Below are 16,168 nucleotides of genomic sequence, written 5' to 3' on the forward strand. Positions count from 1 at the left end.
CTAGATAATGATCAACCCAAAAGGTGAGAGTAGCTGTTCTTGCTGCCAATCACAGATCTTAACACCATACAAAGACACTCGGCGAATATCCAAGCCCTCCAATTCAACATGGGTTAGGTCACTCTCTTCGATGTTGAACGTTCCCCATTGCTCTGGACTGAACTCACCTCGAGACAAATCCGAACCTTTGAAGCTTGCTCCAGAGAGGTTGGCACCATTCCATCGGTTTTCAAATAAGTCGCATTTTTCTAACACGGTTTGTTCAAAGTTTGTGTAGGCAAGGTTACAACCCGTAATGTACGCCGAGCAGAAAAATACCGTATTGCTGACTCGATTGGCAAAGTTTGTTCGGTGAAAACTTGCGCCTTTTAGATCGCATTTCCGCAGTTCGATGCCAACACAATCTGCGTTATCAAATAAGCACATAGCAAGCATGCAGTTGGAAAAACTGGCGTCCTTTAACTTAGCGTATCGGAATGAACATCCTTCTAGATCGGATGGTTGAATAAAGCGGCAATTGATAAATGTCGCATCACGGAGATCGGTATGTTCAAAACGGCATTGATAAAAGCGACAGTTTTCAAATGTGGTATTTTGCAAATCCTGATGAGAAAAGTCTTCATGTTCGAAAGTTTGATTGGTCTTATCCATGTCTTATTATCTTGTCTTTGCTCGGTTATATGCAGCCTACCACTCTAAGTAACTGATTTTCTAGAAATATAATCTTTTGAAAATCATGATCTTACAACCCCCTAAAATCGCTAATTTAAGTGGTCAAACGCGCGTTTTAAGCATGTTTTTTTGACATGAACGGCTGAGCGTATGGATAAAAAAGTTATGTGCCAGAGAGAGGGTTTAAGTGGATATTTTGGTGATTGGCAAGTAATAACCTCTCACACGCACATTTCGCATTACAGGATTGTATTCGATTTGCACTATTTGTTGATCAGCTTGGTGTTTATATATACAAAAAATCGATAATTTTCACAAATTGATTTCCATCAAAATAGTAGGGTTTCTGTGTGATAGATTGCGCGCAGCTCAAGAAAATATCGATACTCACGTGCTACAACGTTCTTGATTTTACAGAGTAAGTTCTGTGGTTTAGTCAAATGCATAGCTGAGTACGCCTTAAAAACAAAGCCCTACAAAAGGAAATAACAATGAAAAATACAATCTGCAGTTTAGCAGTGGTTGCTGCGTTAGTGTCTCCAAGTGTTTTTGCTCATAGCGAAGGTGACTTCATTTTACGTGTTGGTGCAGCATCCGTGGTACCAAACGACAGCAGTGACAAAATTTTAGGCACACAAGAAGAATTAGAAGTGGATTCTAATACTCAACTTGGTTTGACGTTTGGCTACATGTTTACCGATAACATCAGTTTAGAGTTACTAGCCGCAACGCCATTTAGCCACGATATATCAACCAAACTCGGCGGCTTAGGTGATATTGCGGACACAAAACACTTGCCACCGACAGTGATGGTTCAATATTACTTTGGGGATTCACAAAGTAAGCTTCGCCCTTATGTCGGCGCGGGTTTGAACTACACCATCTTTTTCGATGAAAGTTTTAATAGCAAAGTGGATGGTGTGTTATCTGACTTAAAACTGGATGATTCATTTGGCTTGGCTGCCAATGTGGGTGTGGACTACATGATTAATGACAACTGGTTCCTAAATGCATCGGCATGGTATGCCAACATTGAAACAAAAGCGACGTATTACGCGGGCACCGACAAACAAAAAACGGACGTTAAGATCAATCCTTGGGTATTTATGATCAGCGGTGGCTATAAATTCTAAAACGACAAATTTTATTGGCATGATATTTAGGGGCAATATTCGGGTATTGCCCCTCTTTTTTTGTGTCATTTTCGTCTGTCCTAAGTTAAAGAAAATGTCTTATTTTCTTGGTTCTATTTTTTGTTGGTTGGTTCTGTTTTGAACACTTGTAATCGTCATGATGGAAAGTTGGATTATCTGCTAATTCTCGATTGATGAGAAAATAGGGAAATTACCATAGTTAGGTTTTGAAATTGTTCTGATAGATTCAATTTTAATCACTCGATTATTTATTAAACGAGCGATCAAATATAGATACAGAATCAAGCTAAGGATTGGCTGACGAAAAGAACAAAGTGAGAGAATTTGTGATTAACTCTTACTTAAATTTTCCTGTTTTGCAGTCTTTAGCTGAGAAAAATATCTTTATATTTCAATCGGTAGACAGGAAGATCTAAAAATGAAAGGAACCACACTCATTGCAGTATTTGCTTCGGCAATTTCATTGTTCTCATACAGTGAGAAAATAAGTGCGGCAGAGAAATTTATTACTATCGGTACGGGTGGTCAAACGGGTGTGTATTACGTTGCAGGCCAATCCATTTGTCGTTTTGTAAACCGAGGGGCCGCTGATCACAGTATCAAATGTAATGCCCCTGCCAGTGGTGGTGGTGTCGCTAACGTTAATGGTTTGCGTAGTGGCGAATATAACTTTGGTATCATGCAGTCTGACCATCAATATAAAGCCCTTGAAGGTGTGGCACCTTTCCAAAACAATCAACCAATGTCTGATATTCGTGCGGTATTTTCCTTACAAAGTGAGGTATTTACGATTCTTGCGCGTAAAGATGCAGGCATTACACATTTTGAAGACCTGAAAGGGAAACGCGTAAATATCGGTAATCCAGGCTCAGGTCAGCGCGATACGTTTGAACAGGTAATGCAAGCCAAAGATTGGTCTCCTGAAGTGTTCAGCTTGGTATCGGATTTGAAACCCGCAGAGCAAGCGTCAGCGATGAGCGATAACAACATTGATGCGATGAGCTATTTTGTAGGGCATCCAAACGGCGCAATTCAGGAAGCGTCAACAACAACCGATGCGGTACTTGTACCAGTGACAGGACCAGAAATCGATAAACTGCTTGCTGAACGTGCATATTTCACTAAAGCAACCATCCCTGGTGGCATGTATCGCGGCAACCCAAATGATACCGCGTCTATTGGTGGCAAAGCGGTACTATCAACCACAGCAGAAACCGATTCTGAGTTAGTGTATCAATTGACTAAATCTGTTTTCGACAATCTTGACCGCTTCAAGCGTTTGCACCCAGCGTTTAAAGACTTAAAAGAATCAGAAATGATAGAAGTAGGACTGTCTGCTCCGCTGCATGACGGCGCGGTACGTTACTACAAAGAACGCGGCTGGTTATAACCAGTTAAATTCACCTGTCATTTGCGACAGGTGAAGTTCCCCCCTCCTATTTTATTTGCAAGCTCTAGGCCGTTTAGAGCTTGCTTCTCTGCTGTTTGTGAGAAAATTATGGATAAGACGATCTCCCAGTCCAATGCAGGCTTACACTCTGATGAGTTGTCTGCAGAGGAGTTGATTGCCCAAGATGTGGGTGCTCGCCTACCGACAGGTATTATGGAAAAGCTGATTGCGGGCTTGGCACTGCTTTGGTCTTTGTTTCAACTTTGGATTGCTTCTCCGCTGCCGTTTATTGTCGGCTTCGGTGTAATGAATGACACTGAAACGCGTGCGATTCATTTAGGCTTTGCCTTGTTACTGGCTTTTTTAGTCTTCCCTGCTTTTAAGCGCTCTCCACGCGATCGTGTTCCTGCGTTCGATATCATGCTGGGGTTGGTGGCTTGTGCGTCTTCGCTTTACCTTTTTGTTATGTACGAAGCGCTAGCACAGCGTCCGGGAAGTTTAACGACAGAAGATTTCGTTACGGCGTTGATTGGTCTGCCTCTATTGCTGGAAGCCGCTCGTCGAGTACTTGGCCCTGCTTTACCTCTGATTGCATTGGTGTTTGTTGGATATAGTCTCGCTGGCCCATGGATGCCGGGGCTGCTGTCACACCGTGGTGTACAATTAGATGCGCTCGCTAACCATCAATGGATTACCACTGAGGGGGTATTTGGTATTGCGTTAGGCGTTTCAACGAGCTTTGTTTTTTTGTTTGTGTTGTTCGGAGCGTTACTTGAGCGTGCAGGCGCTGGGCATTACTTTATCCAACTCGCGTTTAGCATGCTGGGGCATTTGCGTGGTGGTCCGGCAAAAGCGGCAGTGGTTGCCTCCGGTTTAACTGGTTTGATCTCGGGTTCCTCGATTGCCAACGTCGTGACAACGGGAACGTTTACCATCCCGATGATGCGTAAAGTCGGCTTTTCTCCTGAAAAAGCCGGCGCAGTGGAAGTGGCTTCTTCAGTCAATGGGCAAATTATGCCTCCGGTCATGGGGGCTGCGGCATTTTTGATGGTGGAGTACGTGGGTATTCCATATGTTGAAATTATCAAGCATGCGTTTTTGCCCGCTGCGATCTCTTATATCGCCTTACTCTACATCGTTCACCTAGAAGCGCTCAAACTCGGTATGCAGCCGATTGATGCTGCACGCTCTAAACCATGGCTTGCTCGACTGACGGGCTTTGCTTTTGGTGCGGTGTTGATTTCTGGCTTATCCATGGCGGTATATTACGGCTTAGGTTGGCTCAAACCTCTACTAGGTGATTTTGTTCTGCCGGGAATGGCATTGATTCTCTCTGTGGTTTACTTGGGGTTGTTGAAAGTGGCAGCAAGCAATGAACCGTTACCGGAAGAAGATCCTGATGCACCGTTAGAGCAATTGCCAAATACACGAGCAGTCTTGTTGTCTGGCCTTCACTACCTCTTGCCTGTTGTGGTGCTTGTGTGGTGTTTGATGGTTGAGCGTTTATCTCCGGGATTATCGGCCTTTTGGGGGAGTGTGATTCTTGTTGTCATCGTCTTGACTCAACGTCCGCTATTGAGTTGGATGCGAAAAGACGGTAAGCACGATTACGGTAACTTCAAAGATGGCTGTGTTGATCTAAGGGAGGGGTTAATTGCTGGTGCTCGTAACATGATAGGCATTGGCATAGCGACGGCAACCGCAGGGATCATCGTCGGTGCGGTTTCACAAACCGGAGTTGGCTTAGTGTTGGCAGATTTGGTGGAGATGCTCTCTATGGGTAACTTGTTACTCATGTTGATGCTAACCGCCGTTCTGAGTTTGATTTTAGGCATGGGATTACCAACGACGGCAAACTACATCGTTGTGTCGAGTCTCCTTGCGCCGGTGATTGTCACTCTTGGTCAGCAACATGGATTGATCGTACCGTTAATTGCCGTGCATTTGTTTGTGTTCTATTTTGGCATTATGGCGGATGTGACACCTCCGGTCGGTTTGGCGTCGTTTGCTGCTGCTGCGGTATCGAAAGGCGACCCAATCAAAACGGGTTTAACGGCGTTTTACTACAGTTTAAGAACCGCCGCGTTGCCGTTCTTATTTATCTTCAATACCGATTTGTTATTGATTGATGTGGATTGGGTGCACGGCATCGCCATCTTTATTATTTCAACCATTGCCATGCTTATCTTCGCGGCGGCAACACAAGGTTGGTTCCTGACCCGTAACCGTTGGTATGAGGGCGTTCTATTGCTACTTGTGGCGTTTACGCTATTCCGCCCAGGCTTTTGGGTCGATATCGTGGTGGATCCTTATCAGTCGAGTAATCCTGCTGAACTGGCCCAAACGCTAGAACCATTAGAAGCGGGGAGTGTCCTTAGAATGCGAATTAGCGGGGAGGATGCGGTAGGAAAAATACGAGAATTCTCCGTGCTGCTTTCTGTGCCAGAGGGGGAAACTGGGCAAGATAAGTTAGATGCGCTAGGCATTGCCACATATCAGCAAAGCGAACAGACATTGATAGATATTGTGTCGTTTGCGAGCCCTGCTGAAGCCGCAGGTTTGCAGTTTGATCAGCAAATTGTGGATGTTCGTGTTCCGGTTGAACGTTTTCCCAAAGAGTGGATGTGGTTGCCTGCTATGTTGCTGTTTGGTTTCGTGGTTTGGTTACAACGCCGAAGAGTGACTGTGCAGCCTGCTCTGGTTCATCAGTAATGGTTATCTTTCGTCATTGATTTAGAATGTCAGTAACGATTTAAGTCATTATTAACTATTTTGTTCAACAGCGACAAACATAGTATTTAGCCCCGCGAGTACGTGTACTCGCGGGGCTTTTATCATTTACATCAATACGCTTTTTTATCTCATCTAACGTATCGAATAAAATCATTGTATTAATTCACGCTATTACTTGAGGTGTATTTGTACGTAAGTCACCTCGAAATGCTAGGTTCAGCGAGAATGATTTGGGCATATTCTCTGAATTTGGCGTTAACGTCTCCTATAATTTACGCAACACAAGAGAGTGAATGTTTTTGCGCATCCTTTGGGTGATTTAGCAATGCTCAAAATTGGATCATAACCTTTCAGATCAATTGATTGTTCGGCTGCGGAAAAATCCTACACTGATCACAAAATTGAACATCTGGACAATATAAATGAGTGACGAAACCGCGAAGACCTCATCTTCGAAATCAAAACTGACCAAAATCCTTTTTCTTCTCGTTTGTGCTATCGCCTTTGGTGCGATGTATTGGTCTTGGCAATATTCCGACGGTCATCCCAGCACGGAGGATGCGTATGTAAGAGCGAAAATTCTTTCGGTGGCACCTCAAGTTAAAGGACAAGTCGTTTCTGTTGAAGCCAAAGATTTTCAAGTTGTGAATAAAGGCGATTTGTTACTCAAAATCGATTCTCGCCCTTACTTACTTGCGGTTAAGCAGGCGAAAGCGGCTTATCAACTAGCGGTTCAGCAGCATGATGTTGCTGATAAACAAGTCACTGAAGCGGTTGCAGGATTGGATGCTGCGCGTTCAAACCTTACAGAAGCTCAGTTGGAGTACAAACGCACCAACTCGTTGGTTAAGCGCAAGTTAGCTTCAGCGCAAGATTTAGATACAGCTAAGAATAAGCTAGCAAACGCTCAAGCAAGCCTTGAACAAGCACGTGCAACGGTTGAAAAAGCCATCGCTAACCGTGGTGAAGAGGGCGCAGAAGCGGCGGTGGTTCAACAAGCTGCGGCGCAACTAGCACAAGCAGAATTGAATCTGAGCTATACCGACATTACCTCACCCGTCGATGGTATTGCGGGTGAAATCAATACCCATGCAGGTTCTGTTGTTGGCATTGGTCAAACCTTGTTCCCAGTGATTATCAAAGATAGCTATTGGGTTCGTGCAAACTTTAAAGAGACGGACTTAACCCATATTAAAGCGGGTATGCATGCTGAAGTTGTGATTGATATGTATCCTGATGTGGTTTGGAAAGCAACGGTCGAAGAGTTATCTCCTGCGAGTGGAACGTCTTTCTCATTGATGCCTCCAGAAAATGCAACGGGTAACTGGGTAAAAATCAAGCAACGCTTCCCTGTGCGCTTAACATTAGAAGTTCCAGAGGGTGCACCACAACTACGTGTGGGCGCGAGTTCCGAAGTGACGGTTGATTTGCAAAGTAGCGCGAAATGAGTAACGAAATTACGGCTGACAAACGGGGAATTGCCACCGTCGCCGTGATGCTTTCTGCCATCATGGTGTTGATAGATATGACCGTTGCCAACGTGTCGCTTTCACATATGATGGGAGCACTAGGTGCAACGGCAGACCAGATCACTTGGGTGCTGACTGGCTACAGCATGGCAGAAGCGATCTTCATCCCAATGACCAGCTTTTGGGTTTCACGTTTTGGTGAACGTAAAGTCATGCTGGTGGCCGTGATTGGTTTTGTGATTGCCAGTGCGCTGTGTGGCCAAGCTAACTCGCTAGAAGAGATGGTGCTATTTCGTATCATTCAAGGTGCGTTTGGGGCCTCGGTTATCCCACTTGCACAGTCGACTTTGGTGCAGATTTATCCATCGGAGCAAAAAGGTAAAGCGATGGCGATCTTCTCCATCGGCATCTTATTGGGCCCCATTCTTGGCCCTGTCGTCGGTGGTGTCATTACCGACAACATTAATTGGCGCTGGATCTTCTACGTTAATTTACCGTTTGGACTAGTCTGCACGACATTGATCTATCGCTATATCCACATTAGTAATAAATCTAAGCCTGATTTTGATTGGTGGATCATTGGTTACATGGCACTTGGCGTTGGTGCTTTGCAGTTTGTTCTTGATAAAGGTAACGATGAAGACTGGTTTAACTCTCGTCTGATTCAAACCGCCGTTTTGCTCGCCGTGATGGGGCTGATCATGTGGATCTATCGCAGCTGGAAGACCAAGAGCCCAATCGCGCCTTTATGGCTATTGAAAGATAAAAACCTCATGGTGTCATCCTTGATGATGGCGGTAGTTTCGATAGCAATGTTTGGTCTGACTACTCAGCAGCCAATGTTGTTAGAGGGGCTACTTAATTACCCGGTTTCCACTACGGGTATGTTAATGGCACCAAGGGGCCTTGCCTCCGCCGCAATGCTGATATTAGTGATTGTGATAAACCCACAATTTGACCCTAGGTTGAAGATTGTCTTCGGTTTATCGTGCATTGGCATCGGTAGCTATCTGATGACCTTGTATTCCATGGAGATTGATACATTCTGGATTATCATGCCGAGTATGATTCAAGGTATGGGGTTAGGGTTAACTTTCTCAACGCTCTCAACATTGGCTTATATGACATTATCCAAAGAGCAATCTGTTGCGGGGGCCAGTATTTTTAACTTGTTCCGTACAATCGGTAGTTCCTTTGGTATTTCGATTGCGACGACGTTTCAATATCGTGATGGTCAGCAGCAATGGCATGCACTGAGCGAAGGTTTCAATACCTACAATCCTGTACTTCAAGATTGGGCTGCGAAACAAGGTTTATCGGTAACGGATCCTGCAGCGTTAGAGCAATATCAAGCGATGCTTCATCAGCAGTCGCAAATGGTCGCGTTTGTTCATACGTTCCAGCTAGTGGGAATCATGTTTGTTATCATGATGCCGATGCTGATTTTTATTCGGTCGAGATAGTGCTCTAAAGCGCCTTTAGCTGTGTAAGTTAGCAGAACTGAACAGATTAACGGCGCTTTTTATATTGGGAATTTTCAATGTTGGTCTTTGTTATATGGGAGGAATTTTTTAAACAGATACTTTCGTATATAGGTATTTTTTATAAGGCATCTTTAGGACCTAATTTAGGACCTAATTTAGGGCCTAAGTGCCAGGTTCTAAGTGTTGCGCGTTAGCCAAAAGTCACGTCACTAAAATGAGGGTTTTCTTGAAGCGCTTTCATTGAGACAAGTTGTTCAGTGGGAAACGCGATGTGCTCTCCATCAACGTCTAAGAACAAACATTCTTGTCTTTCCATATCGTAGCCAGTATCAAGCGCCTTACCTTGATGTTGCTCGCCGTTTTTCAGCGTGATCTCTATGAGAATATTGAACATGCATGCGATCTCAATAAAGTCGTATTGATTGCAAGTCACCATGATCTATCTCCTTTCATGATCTTAATTTAGCTAGATTTTTGTTGTTTTAGCTCTACCACATTTCCCTCAGGATCGGTGAGGTATATGGATCGGCCAAAACCTTGTGCACCATATCGCTCAGTAAACTCTGCAACTTGGATATTATGTTTTTTCAAATAACGAAGCAGTTCAGCTTCAATGAAAGGTGCGATTTGGAGGCAGAAATGATCAAGATTTCGTCCGTCTTGCTTTGGATTTCCACCGCCAAGTTGGCCGAGTTCACTTTCAACGGTCACGATATCTATCAGGGAGTTACCTGCTCGCAACTGCGTTAATCCCAGCTCAGGCAATTCCCTTTCAATTGGGCAACCTAAAATCTGCTGGTAAAAGCGAAGCATGCTTGATAAATCGCGGGTCCTCAGTACAACATGATCGAGTGCTCTAATTTCGATCGGGTTATTGTGATTGATCATTCCCAGAATTCCTTACGGAGTGTTCACTACAGTATATACGGTTAGACCAAAGTTACAGATTCAAATGTGAGGTAAAGCTGCATCGTGGAGTCGTTAGCTGTCTCTTTGCTTAAACCACAAGGCTAATGGCCAAAAATAACATAACCCAGCCAATTATGAATTCCAGTATTTGCCAAGATCGAGCGTGCCGAAATATTGGTGTGAGATATTTTGCTCCATAACCTAAGCTGAAAAAAAACACGAATGAGGCAGTGAGTGCTCCCGCATAAAAATACCATTGGTGGGGGTCATACTGAGTTGAAATCGAACCAAGAAGAACGACGGTGTCGAGGTAAACATGCGGATTGAGCCATGTGAACGCAAGGCAGAATAACGCCGTTTTCCATACTCCTTTGCTTGTATTTCCCTCGGGATTTATAACATGACGTTGTGTTAGTGAAGAATGTAAGCTGCTTAGCCCATACCAAATTAAAAATAGCATACCGGCATATCGCGCTATCGTTTCAATTAACGGGAACTGCTTTACCAAATAGCCAAAACCAAGGACACCAAAAGAAATCAAAATAGCATCGGAGAATGCACAAATGGCACAAACTAGAAATACATGCTGTTGCTTAATGCCTTGTTTAAGAACAAAGGTATTTTGAGCGCCGATAGCAAGTATGAGGGTGATACCTAGCGTAAAACCTGCGAGATAAGTCGGCATTGGTCTTCTTCCTTGAGTCGCTTTGTCATTGAGTTTCAAACTCTAGACGTCCGAGTATGAGCCCGCAAGAAAATGAGGGACTAATCACATATTGTGCAGAGGAGTTCATGAATCGACGCTCTTTAACCAAAAATTTGCCTGTTACGGACAATTTACCTCAGTGTTGTATTTGTTGTGCTTATGTTTGTTGTTTTTATTATTGGTTGTTATGGCTCGTTGTTTTAACTCGTAATTAACTAAGTTGTTGTTTGTAAAAACTTAAATTAAATATATTTGTTATCAAGAGCATATTTTATTTATAGATTAATAAATGGAATCAAATAAAATGCTTGTGGATTTATAACTATACAAATGATGGAAACGACCGTGTTTTGGCAAAAATTAAAACGTGAAAATGAAGAGCTAAAGAATGAAATCGCAACCTTGAGGGCTAAGTATGATGCAGATATGCAATCTATGCGTCAGCAGCTTGACTCTGCCTTACAAGAGGTACAAATTTCGCGAGAAAATGAAGAACTGAACAAACAGGTTACGCTTTCAAGCCTTGAGGGGAGCTTGATGCTTGAAACCATTCGTACGCAAATGGCAACAAGCGCGGAATCTTTGCAAGCGGAGAATGAAGAGTTAAAACTCTTGGATGAAATGTTTGCTCAAACTCATCAAGCGCTTGCTCGTTTGGAAAGTCGAGCAGATAAAATTAGTCATCATGCCGGCAGCAGTATGGCGGCGGTACAAAGTTTGGATAGCACTGCGAACTCAATCACCCAGTTTGTATCAACCATTAAAGAGATCTCAGACCAAACAAATTTACTTGCTTTGAACGCAGCGATAGAGGCTGCTAGGGCAGGGGAAGCTGGTAGAGGCTTTGCTGTCGTGGCCGATGAAGTCCGAGGCCTCGCGGCGAAAGCACATGAAACAAGCGGAAAAATAGACCAGCTTGTTAACCAAATCGTATCTCAAGTTTCTGAAATAAAAGAGGCGATCTCAGAGAACCAAAGTTGTGCGGAAGAAGTGTCGGCGTCATCATCGCAAATTGGCTGCATCGTGAACGAGGTCGTAGTGAAATCTGGGCACATGCAACGAGTTATTTTCTTAGCATCAACTCGCTCATTCCTTGATACAGTGAAACTCGATCACGCGGTATGGAAGCAGAACTTATACAAACTTGTTGAAGCCGAAGCGTTTGATGAACATGTTTCTGAACATACCGAATGCCGACTTGGTGAATGGTATTATCGAGGTTCTGGCAAACAATATGGGCAATTACGTAGCTTTGCGTTGCTTGAAGAACCGCATAAAGAAGTTCATGAATACGGTAAAAATGCGCTTAAATTTGGTAAGAACTCCGATACCTACTCGATGATTCAAGCGATTAAGGCGATGGAGAAAGCGAGTTGTGAGGTGGTGTATCAGATTGACTGCTTGATGGACGACATCACGAAAGCGAAATTCGGATAACTTATTGTCGCTATGCACATAAACATGCAAATAAAAAGTAAGTAAAAAAGGGTTGGCTTTTGGCCAACCTTTCTCGTTTCTATCGAGTCGGATTATTCATAATCAGACGCGTAAGTTTCTTCGTAAGTGTGCGAGTAAAGCTCAAATAGCGTGCCAAACGGGTCTTCTAGGTAAACCATTTTTGCTGGTTTGCTGTCGTCTTCTGGGTGGTAGCGCATGATGTCCATACGTACTTTACCGCCTAATTCTTCAGTACGTTTTATCACGCCTTCAAAGTCGTCGGTTTGTAGAGAAAAGTGGAACAAACCGATGCGAGAAAAGTCGACGATATGGCGCTCTTCGTGATCAACCATCTCAAACAGCTCAAAGCCAATACCATCTGATGTGACAAGGTGCGCGATGTTGAATCCTTTAAAGCCTTCACCGAATACGGCAATACACATTCTTCCGATTGCAGTTTCACGCTCTTCCACAACTTTGGTGTTACCCATTACTACTTTTAGGCCGAGAGCTTGAGTGTAAAACTCAACCGCTTTATCCATGTCACTTACCATGATGCCGATATGACTCATTTTCATAATTCTACTCCAAATCTTGATGATTGATTGGTTGTTCGTTTCGATGAGGAGAGTATAGGAATAAAACGTGATTACATGAAATTATCAATAATTTTCATAATGATAATTTTTTGTTATTTCAAGTGTGGCGTTAGTGAATTAGTGAGATAGCGCTTCGATGGCTTGCTGAACCGATGAAAAGTGAATTTTAATGAGGCAAGTTTGTGCCTGACTAAACTCGTGCTTTTGAATGAGCGTTGTTACTTCTTGTAAGTTTAATGTTTGAGGCAATGGTCTTAATTCCAAGGAGTGGTCAGCTCTTGCTTGTAAGGCATAGCACTGGCCTTTTGCATCAATCACAACGTCATCTTCGCCCCAAATCAATGCTTGGCATTCAATATTCAATGTTTCTGGTGAATCTAAATAAACCAGTTCATCGTCGCCATCGAGCTTGAGTACGCAAGGCCATGTTATCATTGTGAAACCTTATAAAATTTGAGTGGGCTACTTACCCCACACAATGTTTGGAAAGATAAATGTTCTGAAAGATAAAACAAAAAGCTAGCAAGGCGATACTTGCTAGCTTTCCAAATTTTGTTGTGTAGAGCATTAAGCGATGTGAGACATCTCGCTCAGCGTGAAAGTGTCGACAGCGCCGTCTGTTGCTTTCATGTATTCCGCTAAATGTGCGTTGTCCATGTGCTTACGCCATAATTCACGTGACTCCCAGTTTTCATAGAACGTGAAATGCGCTGGGTTTTCATTGTCTTGGTGAAGATCATAGTTGATACACCCCTCTTCTGCACGAGTGACATCAATCAGCTTAAGTAGCTCGGTTTTTACCAACTCTACTTGGTCTGCTTTGGCAATGATGTTAGCGACGATGGTCAATTTAGCCATGGTGGAAATCCTCTGTTGATCGTGATGTATCGTGTTGATGAGGTAAAGATTAGTCGCGAATCACGAAAGAATAAACAGCACAATGGTTGAATGATTATCAAAGAAAAATTGATAATCGAATGACAATTTTGTGCTAACCCTACTTAGAAACTCGAGTTTGGTTGCTGTAAAAACGCTTTCTCTTCTTCTGTGCTGTCACGACCTAATATTGCATTTCGGTGTGGGTAGCGACCAAAACGATCAATGATCACTTTATGCTTCAGTTCGAACTCATAGTTAGACTCTCGACCCAGTGTTTTAAACAGTTTCTCGGCCTCTTTATGAATCAGTTGAGATTCACTGTGCATAAATGGCATGTATAAGAAACTGCGCTCAACGTCATTTAAATCTTGGTCTAAACCTAAACGAATCGCCTCTTGGGCAAGTGCGAGTGCTAATGTGTCTTGAGCAAAGGCGTTTGGTGTATCGCGGTAGACATTGCGAGAAAACTGGTCGAGTACGATGATTTCTGCAAGGCGACCTTGTGCGGTATCGCGCCAACTAAATAGCTCTGATCGTGTAGCCCGTTCCAAAGTCGTCAGAAATCGATTTTTGATTTGTTTGTCGACATCGGCATTGCTAATAAACCAATCTTTTGGCTCCAGTTCTTCAAACCAGAATGTGAGTATATCTTGGTACATGTGGCTTTCCTGAAAGAAAAAGTCTTGATAGAAAAAGATCCGGGATAGGTATGCCGGATCTTAGTTTCACTTATCGGCCGTATGTTTGTTCAATATAACGCTCAAATTGATGACACATTTGGTCGTCCGAAATTGTGTTGTTGGCGAGTTCATGTGTGCCATCCACGACTTTTATGCTGGCATTCAAAGAGGCGACTGGCGCACGTTTACGAGTAGTTAATGAGTCGATTTTTTTCTGTTGTACTTCCCAGGCTTGCTTTGGTGATAAGTTGCACACGTCAGCTAGGTACTTCGCGTTGAATCCCTCACCCGTTAGACTAACGATTGTTTCGTTGTGTGACACCTGATTACCGGCATGCCAGTAGTGTTTTGCGAGTAGCGGACCAATTTCGGGGTTGTCAGTAAGGTAGCCAAACTTATCAAGGAAGTAGGCTCGTGTTTGGTAAACCGCCATGTGCGCGAGTAAGTAGCCATGGTAGGCACAAGCTGCTTCATCCGAAATAAGATGCGGGATGGCCATGAGCGGACGCGGACTGCACTCCAAGCCGAGAATTTGCTTTTCACAATCACGCGCCAGTTTCGTGATACGCTCTGGTGTCAGTTCATCATCGCTCAGTTGGTACAATGCTCGCTCAAAGTACGGCACAACTAAAATGCTTCTTTCTTCATAGGCTTTAAACGGTTGACGGCTATTGATCATTGCTCGAATGATGTCATCAGGCACTGGATTACCCTCGGCATCCAGAGCGTACTGTTTGAGCCAATCAGCATCCGTCAGTAAGCTATCACAAAACATTGATTGTGTTTCAGCATACGCCATTGAAGTTGGTGCAAATTCTTGTGAAAAACATGGCGCATTCATTTTAACGTTGGCAAAGTGCGCGGCATGACCTCCCTCATGGAAAAGCGTATTGATGCCATCGTAGCCGCTACCGACTTGGTCTGGTTTGGCGTTACTCGTGAAGTTTACTTGCGCGGCAACCCAATCACCTTGGTTGTAGAATGATGGAACGGGTCCATGACAGAAACCATTCGGGTATTTGCCCTTGCGATCGAGAAGATCAAGCTTCAACTCTGCTTTAGAGTAGTCAATATTAAGACGTCCAAACGACTCTACCCAACGGCGCAGCGATTTTGAAAATGGGACATATGGGTCGAGGTCACGCATCACATCTCCCGCAAAGGAGTATATGAAGTTGTAACCCGTTAGTGAGTTTTGTCCCTTCTCCTGAGCGAGTGTTCGTAAGCTGTTTAAGTTGGCGTTACGTGTGCGTTGTTCAAAATCATTTAGGATGTTAAACAGTTCGTCGGAGGTCATTTTTTCTGTTTTTTTGACTGAGTAATCAAAAAACGTTTTGTAGCCCAAAGTGTGTGCAAATTGGTTACGCATTTTGATGAGTTCAATGAAACCATTTTTTAATAACCACTGTTCTAGATCGAGCAGAGTTTGATGGGCTGACTGACGAACTGTCTCATGATTATTGGTTCGGATCGTAGAAGCTAAAACGGGTAGGGACCCCTCGACTTGCTCACCATGCTCATTGATGAATGTGAGTACGTGTTTTTGTTTTTTCTCGAACAATTCAGCTTCGAAAGCGATAAGTGATTTTTTTAGTGCTTGTGCTTCTTGTCCTTCAATTGCGTGCGCTTCAAATGTGGCTAACCAACCTTGCAGGCCAGTTTGTGTTTGCTGTTTTTCTTGCGGATTTTTAATGGCTTCAGCAGAGACAAGTTGTTGCTTAATGGCTGTAATTTGCTCTGAATTGCTTAAAAAATTAGTCCAAGCGGTTTGTGCTTTGGTTGAGCCATCGTGGTCGTCGCTGTTACCCATATAGGTATCCCAAAAGAAATCTTCTTTAGTACGATGGATATCGAGGTAACGTTGGTTAAGGGTATTGAGGTATTCCGTCGCCGTCATTTTGTTCCTTCAAATGGTTGCTTTATTGATAGTTTTAGTGATGTTTGATTATGGCATGTTTAAAGAGTGCTTAGGAAAGTGAAACCTAATTATTCGAAGTGATGCTCTTTTTAAAGGACTCAAAGCATAAATTGACGAGAAGCAGTAGCCGAGTAATGA

At 43.5% G+C, this 16,168-nt stretch carries 15 protein-coding genes; 6 read left to right on the forward strand and 9 right to left on the reverse strand.

Features of this window, described 5'->3' with window-relative positions; genetic code table 11:
- On the reverse strand, positions 1 to 651 hold the full coding sequence (locus VA249_RS14890; RefSeq protein WP_221071200.1) for a Qnr family pentapeptide repeat protein: 651 nt from the start codon (positions 649 to 651) through the stop codon (positions 1 to 3).
- A 512-nt stretch (positions 652 to 1,163) separates the two neighbouring features.
- Here VA249_RS14890 and ompW point away from each other — a divergent pair.
- The 5 genes from ompW to VA249_RS14915 all read left to right on the forward strand — a co-directional run bounded on the left by ompW (position 1,164) and on the right by VA249_RS14915 (position 8,881).
- Complete coding sequence (ompW, locus tag VA249_RS14895) at positions 1,164 to 1,805, forward strand: outer membrane protein OmpW (RefSeq protein ID WP_221071202.1); 642 nt, start codon at positions 1,164 to 1,166, stop codon at positions 1,803 to 1,805.
- Between the two features lie 439 nt (positions 1,806 to 2,244).
- Complete coding sequence (locus tag VA249_RS14900) at positions 2,245 to 3,216, forward strand: TAXI family TRAP transporter solute-binding subunit (RefSeq protein ID WP_221071204.1); 972 nt, start codon at positions 2,245 to 2,247, stop codon at positions 3,214 to 3,216.
- Positions 3,217 to 3,324: 108 nt separating this feature from the next.
- Entirely contained in the window at positions 3,325 to 5,928 is a 2,604-nt protein-coding gene (locus VA249_RS14905) for a TRAP transporter permease (RefSeq protein WP_221071206.1), read from the forward strand.
- A gap of 443 nt (positions 5,929 to 6,371) precedes the next feature.
- Positions 6,372 to 7,397, forward strand: a complete 1,026-nt coding sequence (locus VA249_RS14910; protein ID WP_128812467.1) for an HlyD family secretion protein — start codon at positions 6,372 to 6,374, stop codon at positions 7,395 to 7,397.
- Positions 7,394 to 8,881, forward strand: a complete 1,488-nt coding sequence (locus VA249_RS14915; RefSeq protein ID WP_221071208.1) for an MDR family MFS transporter — start codon at positions 7,394 to 7,396, stop codon at positions 8,879 to 8,881. Before VA249_RS14910 ends, VA249_RS14915 begins: the two co-directional genes overlap by 4 nt.
- A 211-nt stretch (positions 8,882 to 9,092) precedes the next feature.
- On the opposite strand, the gene VA249_RS14920 is transcribed toward VA249_RS14915, so the two are convergent.
- From VA249_RS14920 to VA249_RS14930, 3 genes are all read right to left on the reverse strand, one after another.
- Positions 9,093 to 9,338, reverse strand: coding sequence for a Rho-binding antiterminator (locus VA249_RS14920; protein ID WP_221071211.1), 246 nt, complete (start codon positions 9,336 to 9,338; stop codon positions 9,093 to 9,095).
- A 26-nt stretch (positions 9,339 to 9,364) separates the two neighbouring features.
- Positions 9,365 to 9,790, reverse strand: coding sequence for a VOC family protein (locus tag VA249_RS14925; RefSeq protein ID WP_221071212.1), 426 nt, complete (start codon positions 9,788 to 9,790; stop codon positions 9,365 to 9,367).
- 109 nt (positions 9,791 to 9,899) lie between these two features.
- A complete protein-coding gene (locus tag VA249_RS14930; RefSeq protein ID WP_221071214.1) occupies positions 9,900 to 10,496 on the reverse strand; it encodes a LysE/ArgO family amino acid transporter in 597 nt (198 codons plus the stop codon).
- A gap of 366 nt (positions 10,497 to 10,862) precedes the next feature.
- Here VA249_RS14930 and VA249_RS14935 point away from each other — a divergent pair, with 366 nt between their 5' ends.
- Entirely contained in the window at positions 10,863 to 11,954 is a 1,092-nt protein-coding gene (locus tag VA249_RS14935) for a methyl-accepting chemotaxis protein (protein WP_221071217.1), read from the forward strand.
- Positions 11,955 to 12,046: 92 nt separating this feature from the next.
- Here VA249_RS14935 and VA249_RS14940 read toward each other — a convergent pair whose 3' ends face one another.
- The 5 genes from VA249_RS14940 to VA249_RS14960 all read right to left on the reverse strand — a co-directional run bounded on the left by VA249_RS14940 (position 12,047) and on the right by VA249_RS14960 (position 16,009).
- Positions 12,047 to 12,532 carry a VOC family protein gene (locus tag VA249_RS14940; RefSeq protein ID WP_128812472.1) on the reverse strand — a complete coding sequence of 162 codons (486 nt, stop codon included), beginning with the start codon at positions 12,530 to 12,532 and terminating at the stop codon, positions 12,047 to 12,049.
- Positions 12,533 to 12,670: 138 nt separating this feature from the next.
- On the reverse strand, positions 12,671 to 12,988 hold the full coding sequence (locus tag VA249_RS14945; RefSeq protein WP_221071219.1) for a DUF4144 family protein: 318 nt from the start codon (positions 12,986 to 12,988) through the stop codon (positions 12,671 to 12,673).
- Between the two features lie 132 nt (positions 12,989 to 13,120).
- Positions 13,121 to 13,411: a putative quinol monooxygenase gene (locus VA249_RS14950; RefSeq protein WP_221071221.1), complete on the reverse strand. Its 291-nt coding sequence runs from the start codon at positions 13,409 to 13,411 to the stop codon at positions 13,121 to 13,123.
- A gap of 143 nt (positions 13,412 to 13,554) precedes the next feature.
- Positions 13,555 to 14,091 (reverse strand): DUF924 family protein, encoded by a 537-nt coding sequence (locus VA249_RS14955; RefSeq protein WP_221071223.1) that lies wholly within the window; start codon positions 14,089 to 14,091, stop codon positions 13,555 to 13,557.
- 70 nt (positions 14,092 to 14,161) lie between these two features.
- Complete coding sequence (locus tag VA249_RS14960) at positions 14,162 to 16,009, reverse strand: M3 family metallopeptidase (RefSeq protein WP_221071224.1); 1,848 nt, start codon at positions 16,007 to 16,009, stop codon at positions 14,162 to 14,164.
- Positions 16,010 to 16,168: the final 159 nt, after the last annotated feature.

It is taken from the genome of Vibrio alfacsensis (assembly GCF_019670485.1).
Classification (GTDB): domain Bacteria; phylum Pseudomonadota; class Gammaproteobacteria; order Enterobacterales; family Vibrionaceae; genus Vibrio; species Vibrio alfacsensis.